The 25907-nt window shown below is 44.1% G+C and carries 24 protein-coding genes; 12 read left to right on the forward strand and 12 right to left on the reverse strand.

What is annotated here, in order from left to right; all coding sequences use genetic code 11:
* Positions 1 to 75: 75 nt before the first annotated feature.
* Complete coding sequence (locus AB4232_RS08530) at positions 76 to 267, forward strand: hypothetical protein (RefSeq protein ID WP_009847833.1); 192 nt, start codon at positions 76 to 78, stop codon at positions 265 to 267.
* 87 nt (positions 268 to 354) lie between these two features.
* Here the strand turns inward: AB4232_RS08530 and ispB are convergent, their stop codons facing one another.
* Positions 355 to 1326, reverse strand: coding sequence for an octaprenyl diphosphate synthase (gene ispB / locus AB4232_RS08535; protein ID WP_304567910.1), 972 nt, complete (start codon positions 1324 to 1326; stop codon positions 355 to 357).
* Positions 1327 to 1594: 268 nt separating this feature from the next.
* Here ispB and rplU point away from each other — a divergent pair, with 268 nt between their 5' ends.
* The 6 genes from rplU to folA all read left to right on the forward strand — a co-directional run bounded on the left by rplU (position 1595) and on the right by folA (position 5608).
* A complete protein-coding gene (gene rplU, locus AB4232_RS08540; RefSeq protein WP_004740823.1) occupies positions 1595 to 1906 on the forward strand; it encodes a 50S ribosomal protein L21 in 312 nt (103 codons plus the stop codon).
* A gap of 19 nt (positions 1907 to 1925) precedes the next feature.
* The gene (rpmA, locus tag AB4232_RS08545) at positions 1926 to 2183 is read left to right on the forward strand and encodes a 50S ribosomal protein L27 (protein WP_004735905.1); all 258 of its coding nucleotides are present in this window, start codon (positions 1926 to 1928) and stop codon (positions 2181 to 2183) included.
* A gap of 322 nt (positions 2184 to 2505) precedes the next feature.
* On the forward strand, positions 2506 to 3678 hold the full coding sequence (gene cgtA, locus AB4232_RS08550) for an Obg family GTPase CgtA (protein WP_009847831.1): 1173 nt from the start codon (positions 2506 to 2508) through the stop codon (positions 3676 to 3678).
* A 169-nt stretch (positions 3679 to 3847) separates the two neighbouring features.
* Complete coding sequence (locus AB4232_RS08555; protein WP_004735903.1) at positions 3848 to 4615, forward strand: threonine/serine exporter ThrE family protein; 768 nt, start codon at positions 3848 to 3850, stop codon at positions 4613 to 4615.
* Positions 4615 to 5088 carry a threonine/serine exporter family protein gene (locus AB4232_RS08560; RefSeq protein WP_009847830.1) on the forward strand — a complete coding sequence of 158 codons (474 nt, stop codon included), beginning with the start codon at positions 4615 to 4617 and terminating at the stop codon, positions 5086 to 5088. The genes AB4232_RS08555 and AB4232_RS08560 overlap by 1 nt, the downstream gene beginning before the upstream one ends.
* Before the next feature lie 40 nt (positions 5089 to 5128).
* Positions 5129 to 5608 (forward strand): type 3 dihydrofolate reductase, encoded by a 480-nt coding sequence (gene folA, locus AB4232_RS08565; RefSeq protein ID WP_372086929.1) that lies wholly within the window; start codon positions 5129 to 5131, stop codon positions 5606 to 5608.
* A 57-nt stretch (positions 5609 to 5665) separates the two neighbouring features.
* Here the strand turns inward: folA and AB4232_RS08570 are convergent, their stop codons facing one another.
* The 6 genes from AB4232_RS08570 to lptD all read right to left on the reverse strand — a co-directional run bounded on the left by AB4232_RS08570 (position 5666) and on the right by lptD (position 12441).
* A complete protein-coding gene (locus AB4232_RS08570) occupies positions 5666 to 6469 on the reverse strand; it encodes a symmetrical bis(5'-nucleosyl)-tetraphosphatase (protein WP_372086930.1) in 804 nt (267 codons plus the stop codon).
* A 31-nt stretch (positions 6470 to 6500) separates the two neighbouring features.
* Complete coding sequence (apaG, locus tag AB4232_RS08575; RefSeq protein WP_009847827.1) at positions 6501 to 6881, reverse strand: Co2+/Mg2+ efflux protein ApaG; 381 nt, start codon at positions 6879 to 6881, stop codon at positions 6501 to 6503.
* An 81-nt stretch (positions 6882 to 6962) separates the two neighbouring features.
* A complete protein-coding gene (gene rsmA / locus AB4232_RS08580) occupies positions 6963 to 7778 on the reverse strand; it encodes a 16S rRNA (adenine(1518)-N(6)/adenine(1519)-N(6))-dimethyltransferase RsmA (RefSeq protein WP_009847826.1) in 816 nt (271 codons plus the stop codon).
* Positions 7775 to 8764 (reverse strand): 4-hydroxythreonine-4-phosphate dehydrogenase PdxA, encoded by a 990-nt coding sequence (gene pdxA / locus AB4232_RS08585; RefSeq protein WP_032500205.1) that lies wholly within the window; start codon positions 8762 to 8764, stop codon positions 7775 to 7777. Before pdxA ends, rsmA begins: the two co-directional genes overlap by 4 nt.
* Positions 8754 to 10049: a peptidylprolyl isomerase SurA gene (surA, locus tag AB4232_RS08590; protein WP_017098910.1), complete on the reverse strand. Its 1296-nt coding sequence runs from the start codon at positions 10047 to 10049 to the stop codon at positions 8754 to 8756. Before surA ends, pdxA begins: the two co-directional genes overlap by 11 nt.
* A 43-nt stretch (positions 10050 to 10092) precedes the next feature.
* On the reverse strand, positions 10093 to 12441 hold the full coding sequence (gene lptD / locus AB4232_RS08595) for an LPS assembly protein LptD (protein ID WP_017098911.1): 2349 nt from the start codon (positions 12439 to 12441) through the stop codon (positions 10093 to 10095).
* 149 nt (positions 12442 to 12590) lie between these two features.
* Here lptD and djlA point away from each other — a divergent pair, with 149 nt between their 5' ends.
* Both djlA and AB4232_RS08605 read left to right on the forward strand, forming a co-directional pair.
* Positions 12591 to 13445: a co-chaperone DjlA gene (gene djlA / locus AB4232_RS08600; RefSeq protein WP_372086931.1), complete on the forward strand. Its 855-nt coding sequence runs from the start codon at positions 12591 to 12593 to the stop codon at positions 13443 to 13445.
* Between the two features lie 57 nt (positions 13446 to 13502).
* Positions 13503 to 14048 carry a DUF924 family protein gene (locus AB4232_RS08605; protein ID WP_372086932.1) on the forward strand — a complete coding sequence of 182 codons (546 nt, stop codon included), beginning with the start codon at positions 13503 to 13505 and terminating at the stop codon, positions 14046 to 14048.
* A gap of 100 nt (positions 14049 to 14148) precedes the next feature.
* Here the strand turns inward: AB4232_RS08605 and AB4232_RS08610 are convergent, their stop codons facing one another.
* From AB4232_RS08610 to leuA, 5 genes are all read right to left on the reverse strand, one after another.
* Positions 14149 to 14931: a DUF547 domain-containing protein gene (locus AB4232_RS08610; protein ID WP_029224049.1), complete on the reverse strand. Its 783-nt coding sequence runs from the start codon at positions 14929 to 14931 to the stop codon at positions 14149 to 14151.
* Between the two features lie 199 nt (positions 14932 to 15130).
* Positions 15131 to 15733: a 3-isopropylmalate dehydratase small subunit gene (leuD, locus tag AB4232_RS08615; RefSeq protein ID WP_017105408.1), complete on the reverse strand. Its 603-nt coding sequence runs from the start codon at positions 15731 to 15733 to the stop codon at positions 15131 to 15133.
* Between the two features lie 14 nt (positions 15734 to 15747).
* Positions 15748 to 17160: a 3-isopropylmalate dehydratase large subunit gene (gene leuC, locus AB4232_RS08620; protein ID WP_012603168.1), complete on the reverse strand. Its 1413-nt coding sequence runs from the start codon at positions 17158 to 17160 to the stop codon at positions 15748 to 15750.
* A 117-nt stretch (positions 17161 to 17277) separates the two neighbouring features.
* Positions 17278 to 18369: a 3-isopropylmalate dehydrogenase gene (gene leuB, locus AB4232_RS08625; protein ID WP_017102937.1), complete on the reverse strand. Its 1092-nt coding sequence runs from the start codon at positions 18367 to 18369 to the stop codon at positions 17278 to 17280.
* Between the two features lie 97 nt (positions 18370 to 18466).
* Positions 18467 to 20014 carry a 2-isopropylmalate synthase gene (leuA, locus tag AB4232_RS08630; RefSeq protein WP_009847816.1) on the reverse strand — a complete coding sequence of 516 codons (1548 nt, stop codon included), beginning with the start codon at positions 20012 to 20014 and terminating at the stop codon, positions 18467 to 18469.
* A 568-nt stretch (positions 20015 to 20582) separates the two neighbouring features.
* Here leuA and AB4232_RS08635 point away from each other — a divergent pair.
* The 3 genes from AB4232_RS08635 to AB4232_RS08645 are packed head-to-tail and all read left to right on the forward strand — an operon-like array spanning position 20583 to position 25683.
* Positions 20583 to 21242, forward strand: a complete 660-nt coding sequence (locus AB4232_RS08635) for a TetR/AcrR family transcriptional regulator (RefSeq protein WP_009847815.1) — start codon at positions 20583 to 20585, stop codon at positions 21240 to 21242.
* Positions 21242 to 22579, forward strand: coding sequence for an efflux RND transporter periplasmic adaptor subunit (locus AB4232_RS08640; RefSeq protein WP_372086933.1), 1338 nt, complete (start codon positions 21242 to 21244; stop codon positions 22577 to 22579). Before AB4232_RS08635 ends, AB4232_RS08640 begins: the two co-directional genes overlap by 1 nt.
* The gene (locus AB4232_RS08645) at positions 22576 to 25683 is read left to right on the forward strand and encodes an efflux RND transporter permease subunit (RefSeq protein WP_372086934.1); all 3108 of its coding nucleotides are present in this window, start codon (positions 22576 to 22578) and stop codon (positions 25681 to 25683) included. The genes AB4232_RS08640 and AB4232_RS08645 overlap by 4 nt, the downstream gene beginning before the upstream one ends.
* The last annotated feature ends 224 nt before the right edge of the window (positions 25684 to 25907 follow it).

Genomic DNA, 25907 nt, shown 5'->3' on the forward strand with positions numbered 1-25907 from the left:
GATCGGCTTTTTTGATCCTTGTATTCAATCCACTCGTAATCTTTTTCTAACCACGAAGAATTAGGGTATTGAACGATGACTAGAGTACAAAAAGGGATGAATGTTAACTATCTAGGTCGCTTGGGCAAGATATTGGTTATCGATGAGCAAGAGCAGTTCGCGTTGTTTGAGTCTTACAATAGTCATAAGCAATATGCAGTTCCGTTGGAAGAACTTGAAGAGATCGAAGCGCAACTACCTCTATCGTTAGAATCGAGTCGTTATTGAGACCCAGTGTATTATCTAGCAGGATCAAAAAAAGAGCCAACAGGCTCTTTTTTTTGTATAGCTGTCTACTTACTGCTTAGCCTCTATTTACTTGCTACGTTTTACTGCAAGGTGAGCTAGCGTAGTTAAAGCCTGCTTGTATTCTGACTCGGGAAGAATAGAAAGCTCAGCAATGGCTTTATCAGCTTCTTCGTAGGCTTTATTGGTCGTGTACTCTAACGAGCCAGTCTCTTTCATTACAGACATAATGTCGTCGAGACGTTCCATACCATTAGCTTTTTCAATCGCTTCACGAATCATGCTTGCTTGGTCTGGGGAACCATTGCGCATTGCGTAAAGCAACGGTAACGTCGGTTTGCCTTCTGCTAGGTCATCACCAACATTTTTACCCATCTCTTTACCATCAGCGGTGTAGTCCATCACATCATCAATAAGCTGGAATGCTGTTCCTAGGTACTTACCGTAGTTTTGCATCGCAGTTTCGATCTCAGGTGAAGACTCTGTAAGAATCGCGCCGATTTGGGTTGCGGCTTCAAACAAACGAGCGGTCTTTGAATAGATCACCTGCATGTAGCTTTCTTCTGTGGTGTCTGGGTTATTACAGTTCATCAATTGTTGAACTTCACCCTCGGCAATCACATTTACTGATTCGCTCATTAGCTCAAGGATCCTTAAAGATCCAAGCGTCGTCATCATCTGGAATGAGCGGGTGTAAATAAAATCGCCAACCAAAACGCTAGCTGCATTACCAAAAGCAGCATTGGCTGTCGCTTTGCCGCGTCTCATGTCCGACTCATCGACGACATCATCATGGAGAAGGGTCGCTGTGTGAATAAACTCGATAAAAGCGGCTGAGGTGATGTGAGCTTCACCTTGGTAACCAAGTGCACGAGCTGATAAAAGAGCAAGCAAAGGGCGTAGGCGTTTGCCACCACCACTAACGATATAAAAACCAAGCTGGTTGATTAAACTTACGTCAGAATTAAGTTGGGCTTGAATTGTTTCATTCACTTTTGCCATATCATTGGCAGTAAGCGTTTGGATAGCTTTAAAATCCATTGTTCATCCGGCTGAAGTTAGACCCTGTAAGGCTTATACGTTGTATTTAATTGTTGAATAATACACTAAAAAACGTTGATTAATACATCACTTAAAGGCATCATTGCCGCACTTTTCTTTGGCGAACATGTTTTCGCCAATATTTTAAAAATATGGCTTGTCATAGCGGCATGATTCCCGTAGAATCTGCGCCCTATTGATTAGTTTAGCGCACACCCGAGTTGTAGAATTAACAACCATAGGCTGTGCGGAAAAAGCGGAGTAAAATATGTACGCTGTTTTCCAATCTGGTGGCAAACAACACCGAGTAAGCGAAGGTCAAACACTTCGTTTAGAGAAATTAGACGTTGAAACTGGTGCAACTGTAGAATTTGATAAAGTTCTTCTTGTTGCTAACGGCGAAGAAATCGCTGTTGGTGCACCTCTTGTTGAAGGTGGCAAGGTTACTGCAGAAGTAGTACAACACGGTCGTGGCGATAAAGTAAAAATCGTTAAGTTCCGTCGTCGTAAGCACTCGCGTAAGCAAGCTGGTCACCGTCAGTGGTTCACAGAAGTGAAAATCACTGGCATTAACGCTTAAGTATTAGGAGAGTTTAACAATGGCACATAAAAAAGCTGGCGGTTCTACTAATAACGGCCGCGATTCAGAAAGCAAACGTCTTGGTGTTAAGCGTTTTGGTGGTGAATCTGTTCTTGCAGGTAACATCATCGTTCGTCAACGTGGTACTAAGTTCCACGCTGGCACAAACGTTGGCATCGGTAAAGACCATACTCTTTTCGCTCTTACTGAAGGTAAAGTGAAATTTGCAGTAAAAGGTCCTAAAAACCGTAAGTTTGTAAGCATCGAAGCTGAGTAATTTAATCTTTTATTAGATTATTTATACTAGCTTTCAAGCTGAATTCAAAAGCCCTGCCGATTCGGCAGGGTTTTTTATTTATAGCGAGAATAAAAAAGTAGACGCTCTGGCTTTAGTTTGAGAAGCAGTTTGGTTTTTCATAAACAGTTTAGTTTTGAGAAGCCGTTTGTTTTTTAAGAAACAGAAAGCAAAGAACCTCTCCTTATTTGTTCCTTGGTTGCAGATCGATCTAGATCTTAGGTGATCGATCTAAACACGGATCTGCTAGAATTTATATCACTCCTTGATGAGTGGTAACGCAACGTAAGTGCGGAGTTAAAAAATGAAATTCGTTGATGAAGCATCAGTAAAAATAGAAGCCGGTGATGGCGGTAATGGTACAGTAAGCTTTTGGCGCGAAAAATTCGTCGCTAAAGGTGGTCCTGACGGCGGTGATGGCGGTGATGGCGGTGATGTTTACATCCAAGCGGATGAAAACTTAAACACACTGATCGATTACCGTTTCCAACGTTTTTACAATGCAGAGCGTGGCGAAAATGGCCGCGGTGGTAACTGTACTGGTAAGCGTGGTAAAGATATGACCATGAAAGTACCTGTAGGTACTCGTGCTGTTGATATCCACACTAATGAAATCGTTGCTGAAGTTGCTGAACATGGCAAAAAAGTCATGGTTGGTAAAGGTGGTTGGCACGGTCTTGGTAACACGCGTTTTAAGTCGTCGGTTAACCGTGCTCCTCGTCAAAAGACAATGGGTACTAAAGGTGAAGTTCGCGAACTGCGTTTAGAGCTTCTTCTATTAGCGGATGTTGGTATGCTTGGCTTGCCAAACGCTGGTAAATCTACTTTTATTCGCTCAGTATCTGCTGCGAAACCGAAAGTTGCTGATTACCCGTTTACTACGCTAATCCCTAGCTTAGGTGTGGTAAGTGTTGTCCCTGAAAAGAGCTTCGTTGTTGCTGATATCCCTGGCTTGATCGAAGGCGCAGCTGATGGCGCTGGTCTTGGTATTCGTTTCTTGAAGCACCTTGAGCGTTGTCGCGTTCTTCTGCATATGATCGATATTTTGCCGATCGATGGTTCTGATCCTATTCAGAATGCACTGACGATCATCGATGAGCTTGAGCAATACAGTGAGAAAGTTGCACAGAAACCTCGTTGGTTAGTGTTCAATAAAGTTGACCTAATGCCTGAAGAAGAAGCTGACGAAAAGATTCAAGAAATCGTCGAAGCTTTAGGTTGGGAAGGCGAGTACTTCAAGATCTCTGCTGTAAACAAGATCGGTACCAAAGATCTTTGCTTTAAACTGGGTGAGTTCATGGAGAACCTACCTCGTGAAGTTGAAGCAATTGAAGAAGAAGAAAAAGTTAACTTTATGTGGGATGACTACCATAAAGATGCGATGGCCGGTAAGAATGTCGTTACTGAAGATGACGACGACTGGGATGATTGGGATGACGAAGAAGATGACGGTCATGTTATCTATGTTCGTGATTAATAATCCTCGTAGTTTCTTATAAGCACTTTGGTCGCTTTTTCTAAGATACGCTGATAGTTTTATTAAACCGCAATGAAAATTGCGGTTTTTTTGTATCTAAATCATGACGTCTTGCTGTTTTTTATGCAAAATTTATCTTTAGATAATTAACGCCTATGGGAAGGAAATCATGGCATCAAAGCAAAGAGCGATCTCAAGGTTAGTCGCTCAATCAGGACAAATGTTATTAGCTCATGGCGCCGAGAGCACATTGGTCGGTGACATTATGCGCCGTATCGGTATTGCTTGTGGGGTGAATGAAGTTGAAGTTGCACTGTCAGCCAATGCGTTGGTTGTGACAACGGTAATGGATGATCATTGCATAACGACGACTCGAAGTTGTGCTGATCGTGGCATTAATATGCAGGTTATCACCGAGATTCAACGCGTGTGTATCATGATGGAGAAAGGGATTCTTGATTATGATTTAGCTTATAAGAAGATCCAAGGGATCAGTCCCGAACGCTACAACCGTTGGTTAGTTGTCGTAATGATAGGGCTATCGTGTGCTTCTTTTAGCCGTCTTGCTGGCGGAGATTGGCATGTCTTTATGATGACGTTTATAGCTTCGGCTTGCGGTATGATCGTGAGACAAGAGATTGGTCATCGCCATTTCAATCCGTTATTAAATTTCGCTATTACCGCTTTTGTCACCACCACCATTTCAGCTCAGGCAGTGCTCTACAATATTGGTGGTCAACCCACTATCGTGATGGCTTCGTCAGTATTGATGCTAGTGCCCGGTTTTCCTTTGATTAACTCCGTAGCAGATATGCTTAAAGGCCACATTAATATGGGTCTCGCACGCTTCACCATGGCCAGTTTATTAACGTTGGCTACAAGCTTAGGTATTGTCGCAGCGATGAGCCTATCTGACGTATGGGGGTGGGTGAACTAATGACTATTTTTGAACTTTTTGTTGGGTTACTCAACGACATGTTTTTTGCTGCGATTCCTGCGGTTGGTTTTGCATTGGTGTTTAACGTCCCGCAACGAGCATTGATCTATTGTGCTCTCGGAGGATCCATTGGCCACGGTAGCCGTTACTTAATGATGCATTTCGGCATTCCCATTGAATGGGCGACGTTCTTTGCTGCTACATTGGTCGGCATGATAGGGGTGCATTGGTCGCATAAATTGTTAGCACACCCGAAAGTATTTACGGTTGCAGCCTTGATTCCGATGGTCCCTGGCGTGTTTGCCTTTAAGGCGATGATTGCCATGGTTGAGATTAACCGAGCAGGATACAACCCAGAACTATTGGCATTGTTGATGGAGAACTTTTTGAAATCGATGTTCATTATCGCAGGGCTTGCGGTTGGCTTAGCAGTGCCTGGGCTGTTATTCTACCGTCGTAGACCTATCGTCTAGCTTCAACTTCATTTTCAAGTAAGGACAGGACTTTCGATTTATGATCATCAGCATGATAGCGGCAATGGCGAACAACCGTGTAATTGGTAAAGACAATCAGATGCCTTGGCATTTACCTGCAGATTTCGCATGGTTTAAACGTTCAACTATGGGTAAACCTGTCGTGATGGGACGTAAGACCTATGATTCGATTGGTCGCCCTTTACCTGGCCGATTAAATGTCGTAATCAGCCGCGATGAAAGTTTAGAAATCGAAGGTGTGACGACGGTAACGTCAATTGATCAAGCGTTAGAGCTAGTAAGCGATGTTGATGAAGTGATGATCATCGGTGGTGGTTCGATTTATGAAAGCTGTCTGCCTAAAGCGAACAAGCTCTATCTGACTTATATTGATTTTGATGTGGATGGCGACACGCAATTCCCTGATTGGGGTGAAGATTGGAAGTTAAGCTTTCGCGAGGCCTATCAAGCGGACGAGAAAAATAAACACAACATGGAGTTTGTGATTCTCGAGCGTTAAGCTCTGAAGTTAAAAACGTTTGCGTTACTGTAACAGTAACGCAAACTTCTCGTATCTCTATAGCGCATCTTGAGTGAAAAACTTTTTATCTTCCCAGCGAAGTATCGTCAATTCTCCTCCCCAGACGCATCCAGTATCAAGTCCAATTACATCTTTTCCGTTATAGCCTTCAAGCGCAGCCCAGTGTCCAAAAACAACGGTTTTATCGAGCTTTATGCGTTGCGGAAGGTCAAACCATGGCACTAGTGGTTCATCGGTAATTTCATTCGGTGGTAGCTTACATGCCATGTCGAGTCGGCCATCTTCAAAACAGAAGCGCATTCTTGTCAGGCTATTGATCGCATAGCGATAACGTTCGATGTCTTGCAACTCGTTGTTCCAGAGATCTGGCGTGTTGCTGTACATGTTCTCAATAAGCCACTGCCAACAGTTCGATTTCAGTAATGACGTTATCTCTCGATTCTCTGTACGTGCTTGTTCCAAGTCCCATTGAGGTGAGATGCCTGCATGTGTCATGACAAACTCTGGGTGCTCTTGCATCAAGGGTTGTTGTCTTAACCATTCCAGCAATTGGTCACGGTCTTCAGCATCAAGAATTGGTTGAGTCTTGTCTTTTGGTTTGGCTGAAAAGAGGCCTAAGGATACCGCAAGTAGATGTAAATCATGGTTACCCAATACCACCTTCGCTGAACTGCCAAGGCTACGAACAAAACGTAACGTCTCTAAGGATTTAGGGCCACGAGCAACTAAGTCTCCGGCGACCCATAACGTATCTTGTTGTTTATCAAAGTTGATGGTTTCAAGCAGTAACTGAAGCTCGTCGAAGCATCCTTGAATGTCTCCGACAATATAATTCGACACAGTATTTTCCTGTAAGTGGTAGAGATGCGTACTAGTTAAGGATATTGGGGATAGCCAGTCTAAATGGGTCGACTTCTGTTATGAAATCAATGCCTTTATGATCGGTCATCACATAGTGACCTTGCATAACACCCACAGGGGTTTCGATGACCGTACCACTGGTATATGTGTATTCGTCATTGGCTTCAATCACGGGCTGCTGTCCAACCACGCCATCACCTTCTATGGTGAGTTGTTTACCGTTAGAGTCGGTAATCAGCCAGCGGCGAGACATAAGTTGTACCGTTGTTTTACTTAGATTTTTGATGGTAATGATGTAAGCGAAAACGTAGCGATTCTTAGATGGCTCAGATTGTTCTTCAATATATTTAGAATGAACTTGGCATTTGATACAAGGCGTAGATATATCCATATTCGCACCTTTTGTTGTTGGTATGCTTTAAGTATTACATAAAAAATAGGCTCCTCACCGAAGTGTAGGAGCCTTTTTCGATTATTTGTCAGCGTTGTGACTGTCGTGCAACCAGTTCGCCATATCGACAAACTGTTCGAGCGTCAGGTTCTCAGGGCGCATGCCAGGGTTTACACCTAGCTCTTCAAGCACTTCCTTGTCGATTAGGCTCTTGTAGCAGTTACGTACTGTTTTACGACGCTGGTTAAAGCCTTCGCGACATACGCGATCTAACCACTTAAGATCTTTTGCCGGGTAAGGCAGTACTTCATAAGGCTGAAGGCGAACGACTGCAGAGTCTACTTTCGGTGGCGGAACAAATGCTGTCGGTGGCACTTCTAGCACAGGAGTGACTTTACAGTAGTATTGAGCCATAACCGTTAGACGACCGTAAGCTTTAGTGCCAGGACCCGCTGCTAATCGGTTAACCACTTCTTTTTGAAGCATAAAGTGCATGTCTTGCACGTCTTTATGGAACTCAAAAAGGTGGAACATCAATGGTGTAGAGATGTTGTATGGCAAGTTACCGAAGATACGTAGCTTGTTGTTTGGCTTAACAAGCTGTTCGAAATCGAACTTCATTGCATCGCCTTCATAGATCGTTAACTTTTCAGCAAGATCAGGGTGATTACGCAGACGTTCAGCAAGATCTCTATCCAGTTCAATTACTGTGAACTTGTCGACAAGCTTGCCAACAGGCTCAGTAATCGCACCAAGACCAGGGCCGATTTCTACTAAGTTCTGGCCTGGTAGAGGGTTAATACTCGATACGATTCCATCAATAATGTATGGATCGTTAAGGAAGTTTTGACCAAAACGTTTACGCGCTTTGTGCCCTAAGTGGACATCATTTCTCATTGTTTTTTCTCTACTAATTCAATGGCGTGCGTGAGCGCTGTTCTAAAGCTCCCTGTATCGGCTTGGCCTTTCCCTGCCAAATCTAAGGCGGTACCGTGATCGACTGATGTGCGAATAAACGGTAAGCCAAGCGTGATGTTCACTGAGCGACCAAACCCTTTGTATTTCAATACCGGGAGTACTTGGTCGTGATACATACCTAAAACAGCATCTGCATCTTGCAAATATTTTTCATTAAAGATGGTGTCTGCTGGCAATGGGCCAACTAAATTAATACCGTCTTTCTGGCGAATTTTTTCTAGCGTAGGGGTGATAGTTTCTATCTCTTCACGACCCAAACAACCATCTTCACCCGCATGTGGGTTCAATCCACACACGTAAATAGTTGGTTTCTCTATAGCAAACTTTTCGACCAAATCTTTATGCAGAATAGCAATGATTTGCTCTAATCTGTCTTCGGTCACTGCTTGAGATACATAAGCTAGCGGGATGTGCGTTGTTACTAGCGCAACACGCAGCCCTTCTGTTGCCAACATCATCACGACAAGTGGAGTATTGGACTTCTCTGCAAAGAACTCGGTATGGCCACTAAAAGCAACGCCAGCTCGGTTAATTACACCCTTGTGAACAGGGCCGGTGACAATAGCATCAAATTCATCATTCATACAGCCAATTGCTGCGGTTTCTAATGTATTTAATACGTAGTGGCCGTTCGCTTCATTAAGTTGACCCGCGACGGCGACTTCAGCGAGTGGAACATGTTTCACAACCAGTGTTCCAGAGCGTTGAGGTTGCTTAGGCGCGGTTGAGTCGTAGTCCAACAGCTCAACCTCAATCCCTAACATTTCAGCTCGCTCTGCTAGTAGGGTTTTGTCCGCACAAACGACGAGCTGATGTGGCCAGCTTTCTTGAGATAGAGCCAGAGTTAGATCTGGCCCAATTCCCGCTGGTTCACCTGCCGTAATGACAAGGCGTTTAGTTGTCATCTTGGTCGTCCTCAACCACTTCAACAAAGGCGCTAGCTCTTATTTCTTGCAGCCAAGCACCGACTTCTTCGTTGAACTTACGGTTAAATAGAATTTGATAAGCTTTGTTTTTCAATGCTGAATCGGTACGGTCTACTTCGCGACGGTCTAGTACTTCAACAATGTGCCAACCGTGAACGGTTTTGAATGGCGCACTGATCTTACCTTCAGGTAGCGTTTCTACTTGGTGTTTGAACTCAGGAACGTATAAATCTGGAGTTTGGTAGCCTAACTCACCATCTTGTACTGCTGAACCTGGATCTTGGCTGTATTGCTGTGCAAGATCACCAAAGCTCGCTTCACCTGCGTTTACACGACGCGTGATTTCTTCAAGCTGCTCTTTCGCACCGTCATCACTCAAGATAACCGTTGGCTTAATCAAAATATGACGTGCATTAACTTCGGTAACTGCAACGGTTTCCAAACCTTTTACGTCTTCAATTTTTAGAATATGAAAGCCAACACCACTTCGGAAAGGGCCGATGATGCTGCCTTTGTTCTGCATTTTTATTTGATCTGCAAAAATCGTAGGCATCTCTTCTTTACGCATCCAACCCCAATCACCACCTTGTAGTGCTTTAGGGCCTTTAGAGTAAGTATAAGCCATGGTGCTGAAGTCTTTGCCGTTGTTTAGCTCTTCCACTAAATCTGTCGCTTGTGCTTCTAATTCTTCTTTGGTTTGGTCATCATTGAATCGAAGTTGGATGTGGCCAATTTTGTATTGAACCGTCGCATTGGTTTCTTGTGCTAAGATGTCCGCTAGGTTGTCGACTTCTGCAGGAAGGATATTAATACGACGGCGAACCAAGGCATTACGAGCTTCACTTGCAGCAATCTCTTTTCTCACTTGCTCACGAAATGCGTTGTAGCTAAGGCCTTCTTCCGCAACCGATGCGGTAAGTTGTTGTACTGTTTGGTTGTTATCTTTGGCAATGCCTTCAATCGCTTGATCCAGTCGAGCATCATCAATTCGAACCCCAATACGTTCCGCTTCTTGGGTCTGAATTGTATCGATGATCAGTTTTTCTAGAACTTGCTCATTCAATACATCTTGTGATGGTAATGTTTGTCCGCTTTTCTTCGCGTTTGCGCGCAGTGTTTTCATTGAAGTATCAATGTCACTTTGTAAGATCACGCCCTCGTTGACGATTACTTTTACGCTATCGAGTTCAACTGGTGCGGCATAGCTTGTTGATAAAGTACAAGCCGCTGCGATAGCTATTAATGTGCGTTTCCACAATGTCATGTGTAATCCTTTATATTTACCGATGTGTTATCAATAAAGAAAATTAGTTGTTTAAGAAGAATGGGCGACCATAGCTGAGTGCGTTACTTGAGCTTGTTTCACTTACTTCGCTTGAGTTTGAGCCTATGTTGGTACCAAAGCCAACAATACCGAAGTTAAAGCCAAAGTTTTTCTCGTATACTGGTGTCGCATTCGATGTGTTGATGTAATCACCTTCCCATCTACGCAATTGGTTACTATAGGTGAAGCCGATATACCAACAATCGGACTTGTAATTGAGTTTAGCTAACCACTCAAGGTTCTCTTCGGTTGTTAAATCATAGAAGTACTGAGCGCTGGCACTCCACTTACGTGAAATCTGGTAGGCTCCGAGTAATCCTGCTTGAGATATACCATCTTTAGTAATCGATCCAACATTAAAATCAACAGTGTCTTCGATATACTCTTTGGTTACGTAGCGGTAGTTGGTTTGGATATAACCACCAGAAAAACGGTACTCAATGGTGCTGTTGGCTAGTTGCATTGCTGTGGTATCGATGTCGTACTGAACCCCACCATGATAAAACAGGTAGTCGTCGTAATTAAAGTCGACTTCTACAGCCCAAGATGAGTAATTCGAGTTCTTATCTTTAGTGTCAAGTGTTAGATGTTGTTTTGTATCTTTGTCGATATAAAAGATCTGTCCAAAAGACACATTGAGTCGCTCTTTATACTCATCATCAAAGAAACGAGATGATGCACCGTAGCTTACTTGGTTAGCTGCAGCGATACGGTCTACACCACTGTATTTACGGCTTCTAAACAGGCCATAATAATCAGTCTGCAGAAGTGTCGTATCGTAAAGACCAATGTTGTTTTGATCTTCTTTTGGTACATACAGGTATTGAACTTGGGGTTCTAGAGTTTGAGTGTAGTTACCAATAACCTTGGTATCTCTTTCTAAAACGATACCAGCATGACTCCTAAATTCTGGGACAACTCGACTTACTGACTTTTCTAAATCTTTATATTTGTCACTTGTGGTATCAACACCATCAAGATCTTGTTGGTAGTAAGTACCAAGAAGTCGGGCTTCTGTGGTCCAAGTACCCCAAGTGTTGCCTACTGGAATTGTAATTCCCGGCTCAACGTGAATACGAGTTGCCGATGGTTTCCCTTTTGCATCTGTATCAAACAGAGACACATGGCTGACCAAGTCGAAATCTAAATACTCCATTACCTCCGGGGCATAATAGTTATATTCCAGCTGTGGGAGCAGGCGGTATGGAAGGTTGTTTGTCGTATTTGTGAGGACCTGAAAATCTCGCACAAGTACAGACGCATCCCAATTTTGAGAACGGTATGTAGCCTGCCCTTCTTGAAGAAGCTGGCCATCTTCACGGTTACCAATGCCGCTTCCGTTGACATCTGTGAAGTACTCGATATCGCCAACTTTTGAGTAATCAATTTCAAACAACCAAGATTCTTGGAATATTCCTGAGTGATTAAGTTGAGCCCCCCAACGTTTGCCTTTCTCTGGGTATTTTTTGTCATCAGGCAAGTATTCAGACTTAATCATCCCGGAACCAAAATCGCTTAAATATCTAAATTCACTGTTAAGCTGAGTACCACGCTCTTTCATGTGCTTAAAAGTGGTTTTGAGGTCATACTCTGGTGCCAAATTCCAATAAACAGGGATCTCAAATTCAAAACCATCACTTGAGCCATATGATACCGTTGGATATAAGAAGCCTGTTTTACGCGTATCACCAATCGGAACGGTTAAGTACGGCAGATAAAAAACAGGGACGCTCTGAATTTCAAACCTTGGGTTGTAGAACGTAGCCTCTTCTTCATTTTGGTCGACATCGATACTTGACGCTCTTAGTCGCCATGCATTGTCGCCGATAGGGCAAGAGGTGATTGAGCCATCTTCAATCTCATAAACCGCTTTTCCGGTTTTTGCGATGTAAACCGCATCTCCTCGCCCTTGCTCACAGAGGAACTCATAATCGGTATTTTCGAGCGTCATTTCATCGGTGGTCAGATTGTTAGTGGCTCTGTCTGCCACTGACTTTATTTGACCATCGCTAAAGTTTACGTTGCCTTCAGCTACAACGATATTTTCTTGTTGGTGAAGCGTTACATTGTCGGCAAGGATGGTTTTGTTTCCTTGGGTAACTCTTACATCACCTGAGTAGATTGCCTTGTCACCATTGATAGCCTCTAAGCGATCGGACTCAACATGAGCGGGAAGTTGTGTCTCGTTTTCAGCAGCGGGCTCGATCAAGCATTGATCTATAGAGGGCATTTCCTGCACACTACTATCTGTGATTGTTTCAGCTTGAGTTGTCGATACGTATAATGCCGTACTTATAGACGCGGCTAACAAGGTGCGGGAAAAAGATTGCATGAAGTTGAACTATCCTGTGTCACTAGATGAAGGGTTGATCTAGTATCAATCCAATTAATAAAGCATTTTCCTTATGATAAAGGAAATATTAGCATTCAGCATCATCAGACAGCATTACTCAGACAAAATTCATAGATAGAGAACACATAATGCAAATATTTGGCAAAATTTTGGGCGCTTTTTTTGGTTTTTTATTTGGGGGGCCGCTCGGTTTAGTTTTTGGCCTATTTTTAGGGCACCAGTTCGATAAAGCTCGCCGATTGAACCAATCGGGCTTCAATAGCTCTGGTTTTGGCCGAGGTCCAAGCCAAGCTGAAAGACAAAACGAGTTTTTCAAATCTGCTTTTGCGGTTATGGGACACGTTGCTAAAGCTAAGGGGCAGGTTACACCAGAAGAGATTCAGCTCGCTTCTACAATGATGGAGCGTATGAACCTGCATGGCGAACAACGTAAAGCGGCTCAAGATGCTTTCCGTGACGGCAAGCAGAGTGACTTCCCGTTAAGCGATGTGCTTGAGCGTGTGAAGATCTCATCGGGTGGCCGTTTTGATCTCCTGCAGTTTTTTTTAGAGCTACAAGTATCTGCTGCATTTGCTGATGGAAGTTTGCACCCTAGTGAACGTCAGGTTTTGCATAAGATAGCGCAAGGCCTTGGCTTTTCAGCAGAGCAACTAGAGCGTCGTTTGCAGATGCAAGAAGCAGCGTTTCGTTTCCAACAGCAAGGTGGAAGCTTTGGTGGCCATCAAGGCCATGGGCAATCATCAGGTTGGCAACAGGCTTCACAACAGAACCAGCTAGGCGACGCATATAAGGTTCTTGGTGTGAGTGAAAGTGCTGACGGTAAAGAGGTGAAGAAAGCCTACCGCAAGCTGATGAATGAGCATCACCCAGATAAACTGATGGCGAAGGGCTTACCGCCGGAGATGATGAATGTTGCGAAAGAGAAATCGCAAGAAATTCAAAATGCTTATGACCTGATAAAGAAGGTCAAAGGTTTTAAGTAATCGAACACTAAACCGAGTAATAACAAAGTTACTCGGTTTTTTATTAAAGGGAATTATATGACGGTAACGTATCAGGATGTTCTAGAGTTTTGGTTCGATGAATTGACGCCAAAAGACTGGTTTGCTGGCGGCGAAGAAATTGATGCTTTAATAGAATCTCGTTTTGCTGAACTGCACAAAGCAGTTATCCAAGGTGAGCTATTTGAATGGCGACAAAACGCACAAGGGCGCTTGGCAGAGATTATCGTGCTGGATCAGTTTTCTAGAAATCTTGGCAGAAACAGTCCGACAGCTTTTTCGGCTGACCCAATGGCGTTGGCTCTAGCCCAAGAGGCGGTATCGGGTGGTTTTGATCACCAGCTTAACGAGCAACAAAAAAGCTTCCTGTATATGCCTTATATGCACAGTGAGTCTTTGCTGATGCATGAACAGGCTGTGATGCTTTTTTCTCAGACAGGCTTAGAGAATAACTTGGATTTTGAGTTTAAGCATAAGGTCATTATTGAGCGTTTTGGTCGCTACCCTCACCGTAATGAGGTGTTAGGTAGAGCTTCGACTCCCGAAGAGGTTGGGTTTTTACAGCAACCGGGCTCAAGCTTTTAATCGTAGAAATACGGTTCAATAGATAAAAAAGAGGCTAGAGGTTAATAAAAACCTCTAGCCTCTTTTTGTTTAGCTTCATTCATGAGCTTTAATGTTAAAACTAGTTCGCTTGGTTAAGTGACCAATTATAGTCATAGCTGATTTTGTGAGTATTCGTGATAGGTTGAGTTCGATATTGGTCTAAGTGCTGAATGAGCTGTTTCTCTGTACCAAAATCCACAGCAAACCATTCGTAAATCGATGATAGTTGGAGCTTATTACCTTTAACCCACACACCTTTGTCACTATTAACAAACTCAGAGGCCGCTTGTTCTAGTAGAGTCTCGGTGTTGTCAGTCGTAAATGCTTGAAGTTGTAAGTTAGGGCAACCCAAACTCGCACAATTCACCGCATAATGAGTGCGCGGATCTTGCCAAATCGGTCTTAAAATTCGATGTTCAATGTCATTGAGTGTCAGTGACTTCCCGTTAACGACGACGACATCATCTCCCCATGGCCCAAAACTAAATAGTCCGCCAAGTTTAGTGATGGATTTGATCGGGTAGGCATCAAGAATCAAATCGACAGTCACGGCGTTATATAGATTAACCCAATAGGCATACTGTTCCGCTTTTGGATAGTAGAGTGGGTCAATCTGTTCAAGTCGGCTTATGTACTGCTTCAGTTTGGTTTTGTCTGAAGAACTCACCGTTTGATATCTAACTAAGGTGTGCTGACCTTGTTTTACTAAATAGTTATCGAGGAATTGTTGCCAATCTTGATGAGATACCTGTTCTAGATTGGTTTCGTTGCTTTGATTCCAGTATGGCCAAAGATCGGATTTAGGCGCAGACCAAGCTAAGGTTGAGAAAAGTAGGCTGACAATAAAAAGTAGTTGTTTCATGGCATTCTCCTGATGACTGACTACTAAGACCTTAAGGCTTACCATTTTCTTTCATTGCTCTTCATTTAAATAAACATATGAAGTTAAGTTAAAAGCTTAGCCAAATAAAAAAGGTTGGCACTAAGCCAACCTTTTATATGAACACAAAACTGTGTGATTCTACTTCATGACTTCATGACTTCATGACGTCATGACTTCTTTATTTCAGGAAGCTAGGAATCTTAGCTTCAAACTCAGAGATCTTATCGGCATGTTGAAGTGTAAGGCCGATATTATCTAAACCATTTAGCAAACAGTGACGACGGAACTCATCAATTTCAAACGAGTACTCTTTACCGTTTGCACGGACTTTCATTGCTTCTAAATCAACGTCGATCTCAGCGCCTTCGTTTGCCTCAACGAACTGGAATAGTTCATCGACTTCCTGCTCTGTAAGACGAACTGGCACCATCTGGTTGTTGATCGAGTTACCGTAGAAAATATCGGCAAAACTTGGCGCGATCATCACTTGAATACCGTAATCGGCAAGCGCCCAGGGTGCGTGTTCACGAGATGAACCACAACCAAAGTTTTCACGAGCTAGAAGAATTGAAGCGCCTTTATAGCGTGGTGCATTCATTACAAACTCAGGATTTGGCTGCTGGCCAGCGTCATCTAGAAAACGCCAATCGTGGAACAAGTGCTTACCAAAACCGATACGGTTCACTTTCTGTAGAAACTGCTTTGGAATGATCGCATCAGTATCGATGTTGGCCGTATCTAGAGGAACGACTAATCCGGTGTGTTGTTGAAAACCTGACATGTTAAATCCTCTAATTAAAGTTCACGAATATCGACAAAGTGACCAGCGATTGCTGCTGCGGCTGCCATTGCTGGGCTAACTAGGTGCGTACGACCATCACGGCCTTGGCGACCTTCAAAGTTACGGTTTGATGTAGAAGCACAGCGTTCTTGTGGACCTAAACGGTCGTTGTTCATTGCAAGGCACATAGAGCAGCCTGGTAGGCGCCATTCAAAGCCGGCTTCTTTAAAGATTACATCTAAGCCTTCAGCTTCAGCTTGTGCTTTAACTTGCTCAGAGCCCGGAACGATCAATGCTTGAACATGTTTCGCTACTTGGCGTCCTTTCGCTACTGCTGCAGCTGCACGCATGTCTTCGATACGCGAGTTAGTACAAGAACCCACGAACACTTTATCGACGTTGTAATCCGATAGTGATTTACCCGCTTCAAGGCCCATGTACGCCAGAGCCTTTTCTGCTGAAGCTTTTTCAACAGGATCTGCAAAGCTTTCTGGTGCAGGGATTGGCGTGTCTACCGAGATAACCTGACCTGGGTTAGTGCCCCAAGTCACTTGTGGCTTGATGTCTGCTGCTTCTAGTGTCACAACTGCATCGAATTCAGCGTCAACATCAGTTTTCAATGTGTCCCAGTATTCGATTGCCGCTTCTAAGTCTTCACCTTGTGGAGAGAACTTACGACCTTTGATGTATTCGTATGTCGTTGCATCTGGAGCAATTAGACCGGCTTTAGCACCAAGCTCGATTGCCATGTTACATACCGTCATACGACCTTCCATTGTAAGGTCAGTAATTGCTTCACCACAAAATTCAACTACATAGCCTGTACCGCCAGCGGCTGTTGTCTTACCGATGATTGCGAGCACGATATCTTTTGCTGTAATGCCTTCAGCGACTTTGCCTTTTACTTCGATCTTCATGGTTTTAGCGCGAGCTTGTTTTAGCGTTTGAGTTGCTAGAACATGTTCAACTTCTGAAGTACCGATACCGAATGCTAATGAGCCAAATGCACCGTGTGTTGCTGTGTGTGAGTCACCACATACAATGGTCATGCCCGGCAGAGTAATACCTAGCTCAGGGCCCATTACGTGCACAATACCTTGGTATTTGTGGTTTAGGTCGTAGAGCGTGACACCAAACTCTTCACAGTTTTTCGATAGCGTTTCCATTTGGATACGAGCCATCTCACCAGAGGCGTTGATATCTTTCGTTTGTGTCGATACGTTGTGATCCATGGTTGCAAAAGTTTTGCCTACTTGGCGAACTTTACGACCTTTTTCACGCAGGCCATCAAAGGCTTGTGGTGATGTTACTTCGTGGACTAAGTGGCGATCGATATAAAGAATTGGCGTTTCGCCCTTTGCTGCAACTGCAACGTGAGCGTCATAAACTTTTTCGTATAAGGTTTTTGCTTGCTGGTTTGTCGACATAGCTTTTCTTCCTTGGGATCATCAGTCCCAGTGTTTGTTTCGAGCCAAGTCATGCGGTTTACGATGACTTGGCTTGATATTATTCTTATGTACTTGCTTCTAATCGGAGCATTTAGCTTATGAAGCTAAGATGTACTCAGCGATCTTGTCACCCATTTCAGAGGTAGTCAGTGCTTGGTTCTTACCTGCAAGGTCTGCCGTTAGCTCACCTGCAGAAAGTGCTTTAGATACCGCTGATTCGATGTCTTGTGCTGCCGCTTCTTCGCCTAGGCTGTAACGAAGCATTAGCGCTGCAGAAAGAATTTGCGCGACTGGGTTCGCAATGTTCTTACCTGCGATATCTGGTGCGCTGCCACCTGCTGGTTCGTATAGGCCGAAGTTGCTTTCGTTTAAGCTTGCAGAAGGAAGCATACCCATGGAGCCTGTGATCATTGCGCACTCATCAGAGATGATGTCACCAAAGATGTTTGAACATAGCATTACGTCAAACTGAGATGGGTCTTTGATTAGCTGCATGGTCGCGTTGTCGATGTACATGTGGTTTAGCGTGACATCTGGGTAATCTTTTGCGATTTCTTCAACCACTTCACGCCATAAGATAGAGCTCTGCAGAACGTTTGCTTTGTCGATTGAGTAAACGTTTTTGTTACGTAGACGTGCAGATTCAAACGCAATCTTTGCAATACGTTCGATCTCGTAACGGTGATAAACCTCTGTATCAAAAGCTTTCTCAGTTGCGCCTTCGCCTTCACGACCTTTAGGTTGGCCGAAGTAGATGCCGCCTGTTAGTTCACGAACTACAACGATATCGAAGCCGTTACCTGAGATGTCAGCACGCAAAGGAGAGAAAGACTCTAGACCTTTGTGGATTTGTGCAGGACGTAGGTTACAGAACAGTTGGAAGTGTTTACGTAGAGGAAGTAGGGCACCACGCTCTGGTTGATCGTTTGGTGGGAGATGTTCCCACTTAGGTCCGCCAACCGAGCCAAATAGTACTGCGTCAGATTCTTCACAGCCCGTTACTGTCGCTTCTGGAAGTGGACAGCCGTGATTATCAATTGCGATACCACCAACATCATACTCTTCGCGAGAAAAGCTAATCGCGTGCTTCTTTTCAATCGCGTCTAGCACTTTATGTGCTTGCTGCATTACTTCTGGGCCAATGCCATCACCAGGTAGTACGGCAATCTTGTATGATTTATCTGTCATGTTAATCCTTTAATTCTTGTTACTGAGCTTTTTGGCTCGTTTTAAATTTTGTCCCTAAAGCCAACAACATCGGCTCTAGGGCTCTGTTATTGGGGTCTTAAACTGTCGCGAATTTTTGCTGCTTCATTTCAGCAATAGTGTCTGCGCGTTGAATGCTATTGATAACGTGTAGCAACGCTTGACCAGAAGCTTCAACGATATCGGTTGAAACGCCAGTACCGTGGTACTTACGGCCTTTATAGTTAGCAATGATGTCCGCTTGACCTAAGCCATCTTCGCCTTCACCTTTTGCAGTTAGGTCGAACTTATCCAACGCTATTTCGTAGCCTGTTAAGCGGTAGATACATTGGTATAAAGCATCAACAGGGCCATTGCCGACAGCGGCTTCGCATTTCTCTTCATCACCACATTGCAGTTTGATGCTGGTGGTAGACATAACACTACCAGATTGTACGCTTAGGTAGTTAAGTTTATAGAAGTCATCTTCATCACGTAGATTCGCGAAGTGCATCAATGCTTCTAGGTCGTAATCGAACACTTGGCCTTTACGGTCAGCAAGCTTCAAGAAGTCTTCGTACAATGAATCTAGGTTGTACTCATTATCTTTATAACCCATAGCGTCCATGTGGCTCTTAACAGCGGCTCGGCCACTACGGCTTGTTAGGTTCAAGGCTTTGTTTTTCAAGCCAATAGACTCAGGCGTCATGATCTCGTAAGTGTTCTTGTTCTTTAGCATGCCATCTTGGTGAATACCTGAAGAGTGGCTGAATGCGTTAGCACCGACGATTGCTTTGTTGTCTTGAATTGGCATGTGGCAAAGCTGACTTACCAACTTACTGGTACGGTGGATCTCCTTGTGATCCAAGCCAGTATGAACACCCAAAAGCTCTTGACGAGTTTTGATGATCATTGCGATTTCTTCTAGAGAACAGTTACCAGCACGTTCGCCAATACCATTGATTGTGCCTTCAATTTGACGAGCGCCCGCTTGCACAGCAGCAATTGAGTTTGCAACCGACATACCTAAGTCATCGTGACAGTGAACAGAGATGATCGCTTGGTCGATGTTGGGTACGCGATCGAATAGCGTCTTGATAATGCCACCAAACTCATTTGGTACTGTGTAGCCCACTGTGTCTGGAATGTTGATGGTTTTCGCGCCTGCGTTAATCGCGGCTTCAACCATGCGACATAGGTTGTCGATAGGGGTACGGCCGGCATCTTCACAAGAGAATTCAACATCATCGGTATAGTTACGAGCGTGCTTGACTGCTTTCACTGCCATCTCTACTACGTCATCGTAGCTGCGGCGTAATTTGTCTTGTACGTGAACCGTTGATGTTGAGATGAAGGTATGAATACGGAACTGGTCAGCAACTTTAAGCGCTTCGGCAGCGGCATCGATATCTTTCGCTACGGCACGAGAAAGCGCACAAATACGGCTGTCTTTGATGTGTTTAGCGATGGTTTGTACTGACTCAAAATCACCCGGAGAAGAAATAGGGAAGCCAGCTTCGATAACATCTACACCCAGTCTCTCAAGAGCATAAGCGATCTGTAACTTCTCTTTTACCGTAAGGCTTGCAGCCAATGCTTGCTCGCCGTCACGTAAGGTAGTATCAAAAATTATTACTTGATCGTTCATGGGTGCTTCCTTATATCGATAATGAATCGATTGCTATCCAAATTATTATTAAGAATGATGTTCTTTTAAAAGTGCCAGTTACAAAAAAACCCGCTCAGTGCGGGTTTTAATATTTGTGTAGTTCTTGACCCACAACTTACCCGCGCGATTGGTTCACGATAAGGAGAAGTTTCAGCAGTAGAGAAGAAGAAAAAATCATTACACAAATATCCGTAAATAAACTGTTAACACCATATTTACCGTAATTTATTCTGAGCGTCAAACAAGAAAATCCAATATCAGCGTGCATTGGCAGTGTTTTGGTTTTGTTTGTGCTGTTTTTTGTTTAAGTGTTAGCAATATCAACTAAATGGTGGTTTTGTATTGGCGGGTTAGTTTATCGTTTGGCTGATGTGTAGGTTAAAACTTTGTAGTAAATATTTTTAATGGAACGATTCACCAAAAAAATCACAAGCGTGACTAAAGTAATTAATCAATTGATTAAATAGTGAGTAATTAATCTTCTACTGTTATGCCTGTTTATCTCTATAATTAATCGAATGATTAATTATAGAGATAGGTTGATGCCATGACAGCACGAAAAGCGGGGCGACCTCAACAGAACTTAGATGTTCGACAACTATTGATTGAGCATGCTCGTGATCTGTTTGTCGTTCAGTCATACGACAAGGTCTCGACACGCCTGATTGCTGATCGTGCGGGTGTGAACATTGCGATGATCCGTTATTACTTTGGCAGTAAGGCTGGATTATTTGAGGCGATGCTGCGTGAAACGCTACGACCGATGCAATTGCAAATGCAGAGATTGGTTGAAGAAAGCAGCCATGAGAACTTTCTTGATTTAATGCGGACTTACTATAAAGAGATGGTCAAGGTGCCCAAGTTTCCTCGCTTGATTGCTCAAGTGATGAATATGCCTCCCTCTGAAGTGCAAAGAGAGTTGCTCGAAAAGGTTTTTCTCGATGTCGCCAAGCCAGCCCAAGATGTCATTTTTGAAAAGCTGGTTGAACAAGGCATCTTAAAACAGAACATGGATCCAAAATTGTGTCGAGTTTCGTATATAAGCTTGATGGTGTTTCCATTCATTGCTCCGCCCCCTCTATTAGCAATCCATGGTATTGAGATTAATGAAGAATTTCTTAACCGTTTAATCGAACACAACATTCAATTGATGACCGAAGGCTTTATCAACGCACCGAGCCCTTCTGCAGTGCAGGACAAAAGATAATGAAAATAAATAAAAAACTACTCTTCTTTCCAGCACTTGCGGTTGGTGTCATCGGCCTTGTGACTGCTATTAGCTTAAAGCCGGATCTGCCGACTAAGCCCGCGGGAGATAGGGCTCGTCTAGTCGAAACCGTCAGTTTAGAACAACAAATGATCGCGCCGTTGGCTGTGGGCTTTGGCAAAGTAGTCCCTAAAGTTGAATGGAAAGCCATTGCCGAGGTGACAGGGCAGATTGTTTATCGACATCCAGACCTAGAAAAAGGGCAGATCATTCCAGCGGGTACTGAGGTACTTAAGATCGATCCCTTGGATTACGAGTTGAAGTTGGTACAAGCTGAAGCGGATCTTAAATCAAGCCAGACCTCATTAGCTAAATTGAATCAAGAAGAAGACAACCTGAATCAGACTCTTAAGATCGAAAAGAACCGCTTAGTGATCAGCAACAAAGAGCTACAACGTAAACAAGATCTGCGTAAGAAAGGGCTGACTTCTCAATCGGATGTCGACCTGCAACAACAAAGTGCACTGTCTCAACAGAAGCTTGTATTGGATATTGATAACCAAATTGCATTGATGCCAGATGAAAAGCGTGTTGCGGAAGCCGTGATTAAGGTGAATGTCTCTAAAGTAAAAGAGGCGCAACGCTCTTTAGATAAAACAACCATCACCCTACCTAGAGCGATGAGAATTGCGCAGGTTGATATTGAACAGAACCAAGTGGTTAATCTTCAGCAAGAGATGTTTGTTGCTCACGGGATTAAAGTTATGGAAGTTGAGGCGCAACTCTCTATTCACGATATGCAAACTTTAGCCTCAAGCTTTACTCAATTCCCTCGTGATGCCGCAGGCATACCAAACCCTTATGAAGCGCCGATCAAAGCAAGTATTCAGCTAAACAGTGGCAGCCTTAACCTCAATTGGCCTGCAAAGGTGGCGAGAATCAGTGAGACGGTTGATGAGAACCAAGCGACAGCAGGGATCATTCTTGAAATCGCTCAAGACTACTCACAACTGCAACCAGACAGCGCTCCTCCGTTGGTCAATGGTATGTTTGTTAAAGCGGAGATTGAAGGTGTCGCGAATCTGAGTTGGGTTGTGCCTGAGCGAGCACTGCATGGTGATAAGGTTTACCTGATGGACGACAATCAGCGTTTGCAAGTGGTGAATGTTGAAGTGCTTTATCGCAGAGACAATCAAGCGGTTGTGAGTGGTGAGCTACAAACGGGAGATAAACTGGTTCTCAATGATGTCCTGCCAGCAATCGAAGGCATGTTACTGAAAGAGTCGAACTCTGAAGAGGCTGAGCTTGAATCAGATACTCAGGAGAGTGCGTCATGATCAAGTTTTTCTCTCGGCACCCAACAGCAGCAAACTTGTTGATGCTTGGGTTGTTGATTTTGGGTATAAGCTCACTATCAACCATCAAACGTGAAACCTTTCCTGCCTATGATCCACCTTACATTATGGCGGCGATCGTTTATCCCGGCGCATCACCACAAGAAGTGGAAGAGAGCTTATGTGTGCGAATGGAAGATGCAGTAGACGGCTTAGCCAACATTGAAGAGACTCAGTGTGAAGCCATCGAAGGCAGCGCTCGTTTAATTCTCAAGTTAAATGAGAAAGCGGACATTGGCCGAATGCTGGTGGACGTTCAAACTCAGATCAACTCGATCAATGATTTCCCTAGTGAGATTGAATCTCCGGTTGTTCAAGAGTTGGATTGGAATGAACCGGTAGTTGATATCGCGATTACAGCCGAAACCTCATGGCCTGAACTCAAAGCTTACGCCGAAGATCTCAAACGAACCATGAAGCTCGATTACGACGTTTCTTTAGTCGAAGTTAGTGGTTTTTCCGATCACCAATATCGTGTCGAACTGGATACCCAAGCCATTCGCCAGTTGGGTTTGAGTGTCGGTGATATCGCCGACCAAATTGGCCGTCAGAATGTAAAACTGCCAAGCGGTAACGTTGAGACGCCAGACAAAAATTTTCTGATTCGTTTTGATGAGAGACGAATTACACCGGTTGAGCTGGAAAGTATTGTGGTTGGATCTGCGCCTAATGGCTCGGTGATTCGTTTGAGAGACATAGCCAAAATAACCAACCGCTTTGAGCTTGATGAACAGAAGGTTCTATTTGATGGTAAGCCATCTGCTCTGTTGAAAATCAGTAAGAACAAAGAAGATGATGCGTTACGAATTAAAGAGAACGTGACTCGATTCGTTGAAGATCAAAGCGCGATTGCGCCCGATGGCGTGACATTGCAAATGACCAACGATCTCTCGTCGGTACTTTGGGATCGTCTAACCATGATGGTGCGCAATGGCTGGCAAGGTATTGTGTTGGTGTTCGCAACCATGTGGCTGTTCTTCAGTTTACGATATTCATTCTGGGTTGCAGCAGGTTTGCCGGTAGCCTTCCTTGGTGGCTTGTTCTTAATGGCTAACTTGGGCTTGTCGATCAACATTATGTCACTGGTTGGTTTATTAATGGCGATTGGTATCATGATGGATGACGCCATAGTGATAGCCGAATCTATAGCTTCCCATCTGGATCGGGGGCAAAACGTTGACGATGCGGTGTACAACGGTGTGAAGAAAGTGCTCCCCGGAGTCTTGTCTTCTTTCCTAACCACTGTGTGTATCTTTGGTAGTTTGTTGTTCCTTGATGGTGAAATGGGTGCGGTGCTTAAAGCGGTGCCTCAGGTGCTTATCTTGGTGTTGTCGCTGAGCTTAATCGAAGCGTTTCTTATTCTACCAAATCACTTATCTCATTCATTACACAAAGAAAAAAATGATAAGCCAGCGCTGCGCTTTAAAGTCGTTCTGCTTGAGAAGTTTGAGAACTTTCGCAATACCACTTTGATGAACATGGTCGAGAAGGTCGTGACGTTCCGCTATGCCTTTATGGGCGGAGTGCTTACCCTGCTGCTGCTTTCGGTAGCATTGATTGCAGGTGGCGTTGTCAAATTCCAACCTTTCCCTGAGTTGGATGGTGATATTGCCGAGGCTCGCATCATTCTTCCACCGGGTGCATCACTGTCTCAAACCGAGAAAGTCGTCGATAAAATAGTCGCATCTGCTGAACGTTTGAATGAGCAGTGGAGTGAAGAGCTTGAGGACGGTAATAAATTGGTTGAGCATATCACCAGCCAATTCAATGCAAACGCAGATGCCAATGAATCAGGCCCACACTTAGCCACTGTGCGCTTAGACTTGCGTGGTGCAGAGAGTCGCAACACGGTGATCGATGATTTTATTGATGCATGGCGGGAAGACATCGGCGATTTGGCTGATCCTATCTCGCTAGTTTTCAAACAACCGACGATGGGGCCGGGCGGTCGTGCTATCGAGATCCGCGCCAAACATGATGATCTTGCCGCGTTGAAATCGGCTTCTTTAGATATTCAAGAGTACCTCAATCAGTTTGATGGTGTGCACGGCGTGCTTGATGACATGCGCATGGGTAAGGAAGAGATCTTAGTTAAACTGCGCCCAGGTGCTGAAACCTACAATGTGAATGGGCAGATGATTGCTTCCCAATTGCGTGCGGCCTTCTTTGGTCAGACTGCGGATGAAATCCAAATTGGGGTCGAGAACATTTCGATTGAGGTACGCCTTGATAAAGAACAAGCGGGTGATTTACAGCAATTAGCTAATTTCCCAATCATCACCGCTGATGGCAGTCAGATTCCGCTAGCGACATTGGCAACGCTAGATTTCCAACGTAACTACGTACGAATCCAACGTATTGATGGGCTGAGAACCATCAGTATCTTTGGTGATATTGATAATAAGAAAGCGAGCTCTTCAGCAATTTTGGCTCAGTTCCAAAAAGATGAAGCAGCCAAGCTTATTCAAAAGTACCCAGGATTACGCTTTGATTTTGAAGGGGAAGCCAAAGATGCGGCGAAGACCGGAGCCTCGATGGGCAAAGGGTTCTTATTGGGCTTATTCGGCGTATTTGCGATTCTAAGTTATCAGTTCAGAAGTTACTTAGAACCTGTGGTCGTGATGTTGGCGATTCCACTAGCCTTCATTGGGGTAGTGGTTGGTCACTGGATACTTGGGCACGCTTTGAGTATGCCAAGCATGATGGGCTTTGTGTCGCTTGCTGGGATTGTGGTTAATGATTCCATCTTGTTGGTGCAGTACATTCGTCACCATGTTGATGAGGGAGATAGCGTTCATGACTCGGTGGTGAAGGCCAGTCGTGAGCGTTTCCGTGCGGTATTCTTGACCTCAATGACCACAGCGGCAGGTTTGCTACCGCTGTTGACGGAAACCAGCTTGCAGGCTCAGGTTATCCAGCCTCTGGTTATTTCAATTGTGTTTGGCATATTTGCTTCAACCTTACTGGTGTTGTTTATGATCCCTGCCGCTTACGCGATATTGGCTGACTTCGGGTTGGTGAAGAAGCATGAGCCATTAGCGCTATAATCTTTAGCGCTATTATCATTAGCGAGCTCTATAACCATTAGCACGATAGAAGTAGTGTTTGCTTATATAAAGAAGCAAAAACATAGAAGAATAAAGCGGCCTTGTGTCGCTTTATTTTTATCGGCTGCTTCTAGGCTCCTATTAGCTTACTTAGTGAAAGCGGTTAATTCGCTTCAAAATTCATTTTAGTTCATTAAAAACGTCACTTAACTGTCATTTCAGGG

This window comes from Vibrio sp. 10N.286.46.A8, from assembly GCF_041470165.1.
Classification (GTDB): Bacteria; Pseudomonadota; Gammaproteobacteria; order Enterobacterales; family Vibrionaceae; genus Vibrio; species Vibrio tasmaniensis_A.

What these genes read in the sequence shown, in the direction of transcription:
- leuC (WP_012603168.1), bottom strand. Translation starts at nt 17,160, where the DNA reads ATGTCGACAAACCAGCAAGCAAAAACCTTATACGAAAAAGTTTATGAC.
- AB4232_RS08560 (WP_009847830.1), top strand. Translation starts at nt 4,615, where the DNA reads ATGACTATTTTTGAACTTTTTGTTGGGTTACTCAACGACATGTTTTTT.
- rsmA (WP_009847826.1), bottom strand. Translation starts at nt 7,778, where the DNA reads ATGAGAAATGATGTCCACTTAGGGCACAAAGCGCGTAAACGTTTTGGT.
- AB4232_RS08640 (WP_372086933.1), top strand. Translation starts at nt 21,242, where the DNA reads ATGAAAATAAATAAAAAACTACTCTTCTTTCCAGCACTTGCGGTTGGT.
- pdxA (WP_032500205.1), bottom strand. Translation starts at nt 8,764, where the DNA reads ATGACAACTAAACGCCTTGTCATTACGGCAGGTGAACCAGCGGGAATT.
- rpmA (WP_004735905.1), top strand. Translation starts at nt 1,926, where the DNA reads ATGGCACATAAAAAAGCTGGCGGTTCTACTAATAACGGCCGCGATTCA.
- AB4232_RS08605 (WP_372086932.1), top strand. Translation starts at nt 13,503, where the DNA reads ATGACGGTAACGTATCAGGATGTTCTAGAGTTTTGGTTCGATGAATTG.
- AB4232_RS08555 (WP_004735903.1), top strand. Translation starts at nt 3,848, where the DNA reads ATGGCATCAAAGCAAAGAGCGATCTCAAGGTTAGTCGCTCAATCAGGA.
- rplU (WP_004740823.1), top strand. Translation starts at nt 1,595, where the DNA reads ATGTACGCTGTTTTCCAATCTGGTGGCAAACAACACCGAGTAAGCGAA.
- AB4232_RS08635 (WP_009847815.1), top strand. Translation starts at nt 20,583, where the DNA reads ATGACAGCACGAAAAGCGGGGCGACCTCAACAGAACTTAGATGTTCGA.
- surA (WP_017098910.1), bottom strand. Translation starts at nt 10,049, where the DNA reads ATGACATTGTGGAAACGCACATTAATAGCTATCGCAGCGGCTTGTACT.
- cgtA (WP_009847831.1), top strand. Translation starts at nt 2,506, where the DNA reads ATGAAATTCGTTGATGAAGCATCAGTAAAAATAGAAGCCGGTGATGGC.
- apaG (WP_009847827.1), bottom strand. Translation starts at nt 6,881, where the DNA reads ATGGATATATCTACGCCTTGTATCAAATGCCAAGTTCATTCTAAATAT.
- lptD (WP_017098911.1), bottom strand. Translation starts at nt 12,441, where the DNA reads ATGCAATCTTTTTCCCGCACCTTGTTAGCCGCGTCTATAAGTACGGCA.
- leuA (WP_009847816.1), bottom strand. Translation starts at nt 20,014, where the DNA reads ATGAACGATCAAGTAATAATTTTTGATACTACCTTACGTGACGGCGAG.
- djlA (WP_372086931.1), top strand. Translation starts at nt 12,591, where the DNA reads ATGCAAATATTTGGCAAAATTTTGGGCGCTTTTTTTGGTTTTTTATTT.
- AB4232_RS08645 (WP_372086934.1), top strand. Translation starts at nt 22,576, where the DNA reads ATGATCAAGTTTTTCTCTCGGCACCCAACAGCAGCAAACTTGTTGATG.
- ispB (WP_304567910.1), bottom strand. Translation starts at nt 1,326, where the DNA reads ATGGATTTTAAAGCTATCCAAACGCTTACTGCCAATGATATGGCAAAA.
- leuD (WP_017105408.1), bottom strand. Translation starts at nt 15,733, where the DNA reads ATGTCAGGTTTTCAACAACACACCGGATTAGTCGTTCCTCTAGATACG.
- leuB (WP_017102937.1), bottom strand. Translation starts at nt 18,369, where the DNA reads ATGACAGATAAATCATACAAGATTGCCGTACTACCTGGTGATGGCATT.
- AB4232_RS08530 (WP_009847833.1), top strand. Translation starts at nt 76, where the DNA reads ATGACTAGAGTACAAAAAGGGATGAATGTTAACTATCTAGGTCGCTTG.
- folA (WP_372086929.1), top strand. Translation starts at nt 5,129, where the DNA reads ATGATCATCAGCATGATAGCGGCAATGGCGAACAACCGTGTAATTGGT.
- AB4232_RS08610 (WP_029224049.1), bottom strand. Translation starts at nt 14,931, where the DNA reads ATGAAACAACTACTTTTTATTGTCAGCCTACTTTTCTCAACCTTAGCT.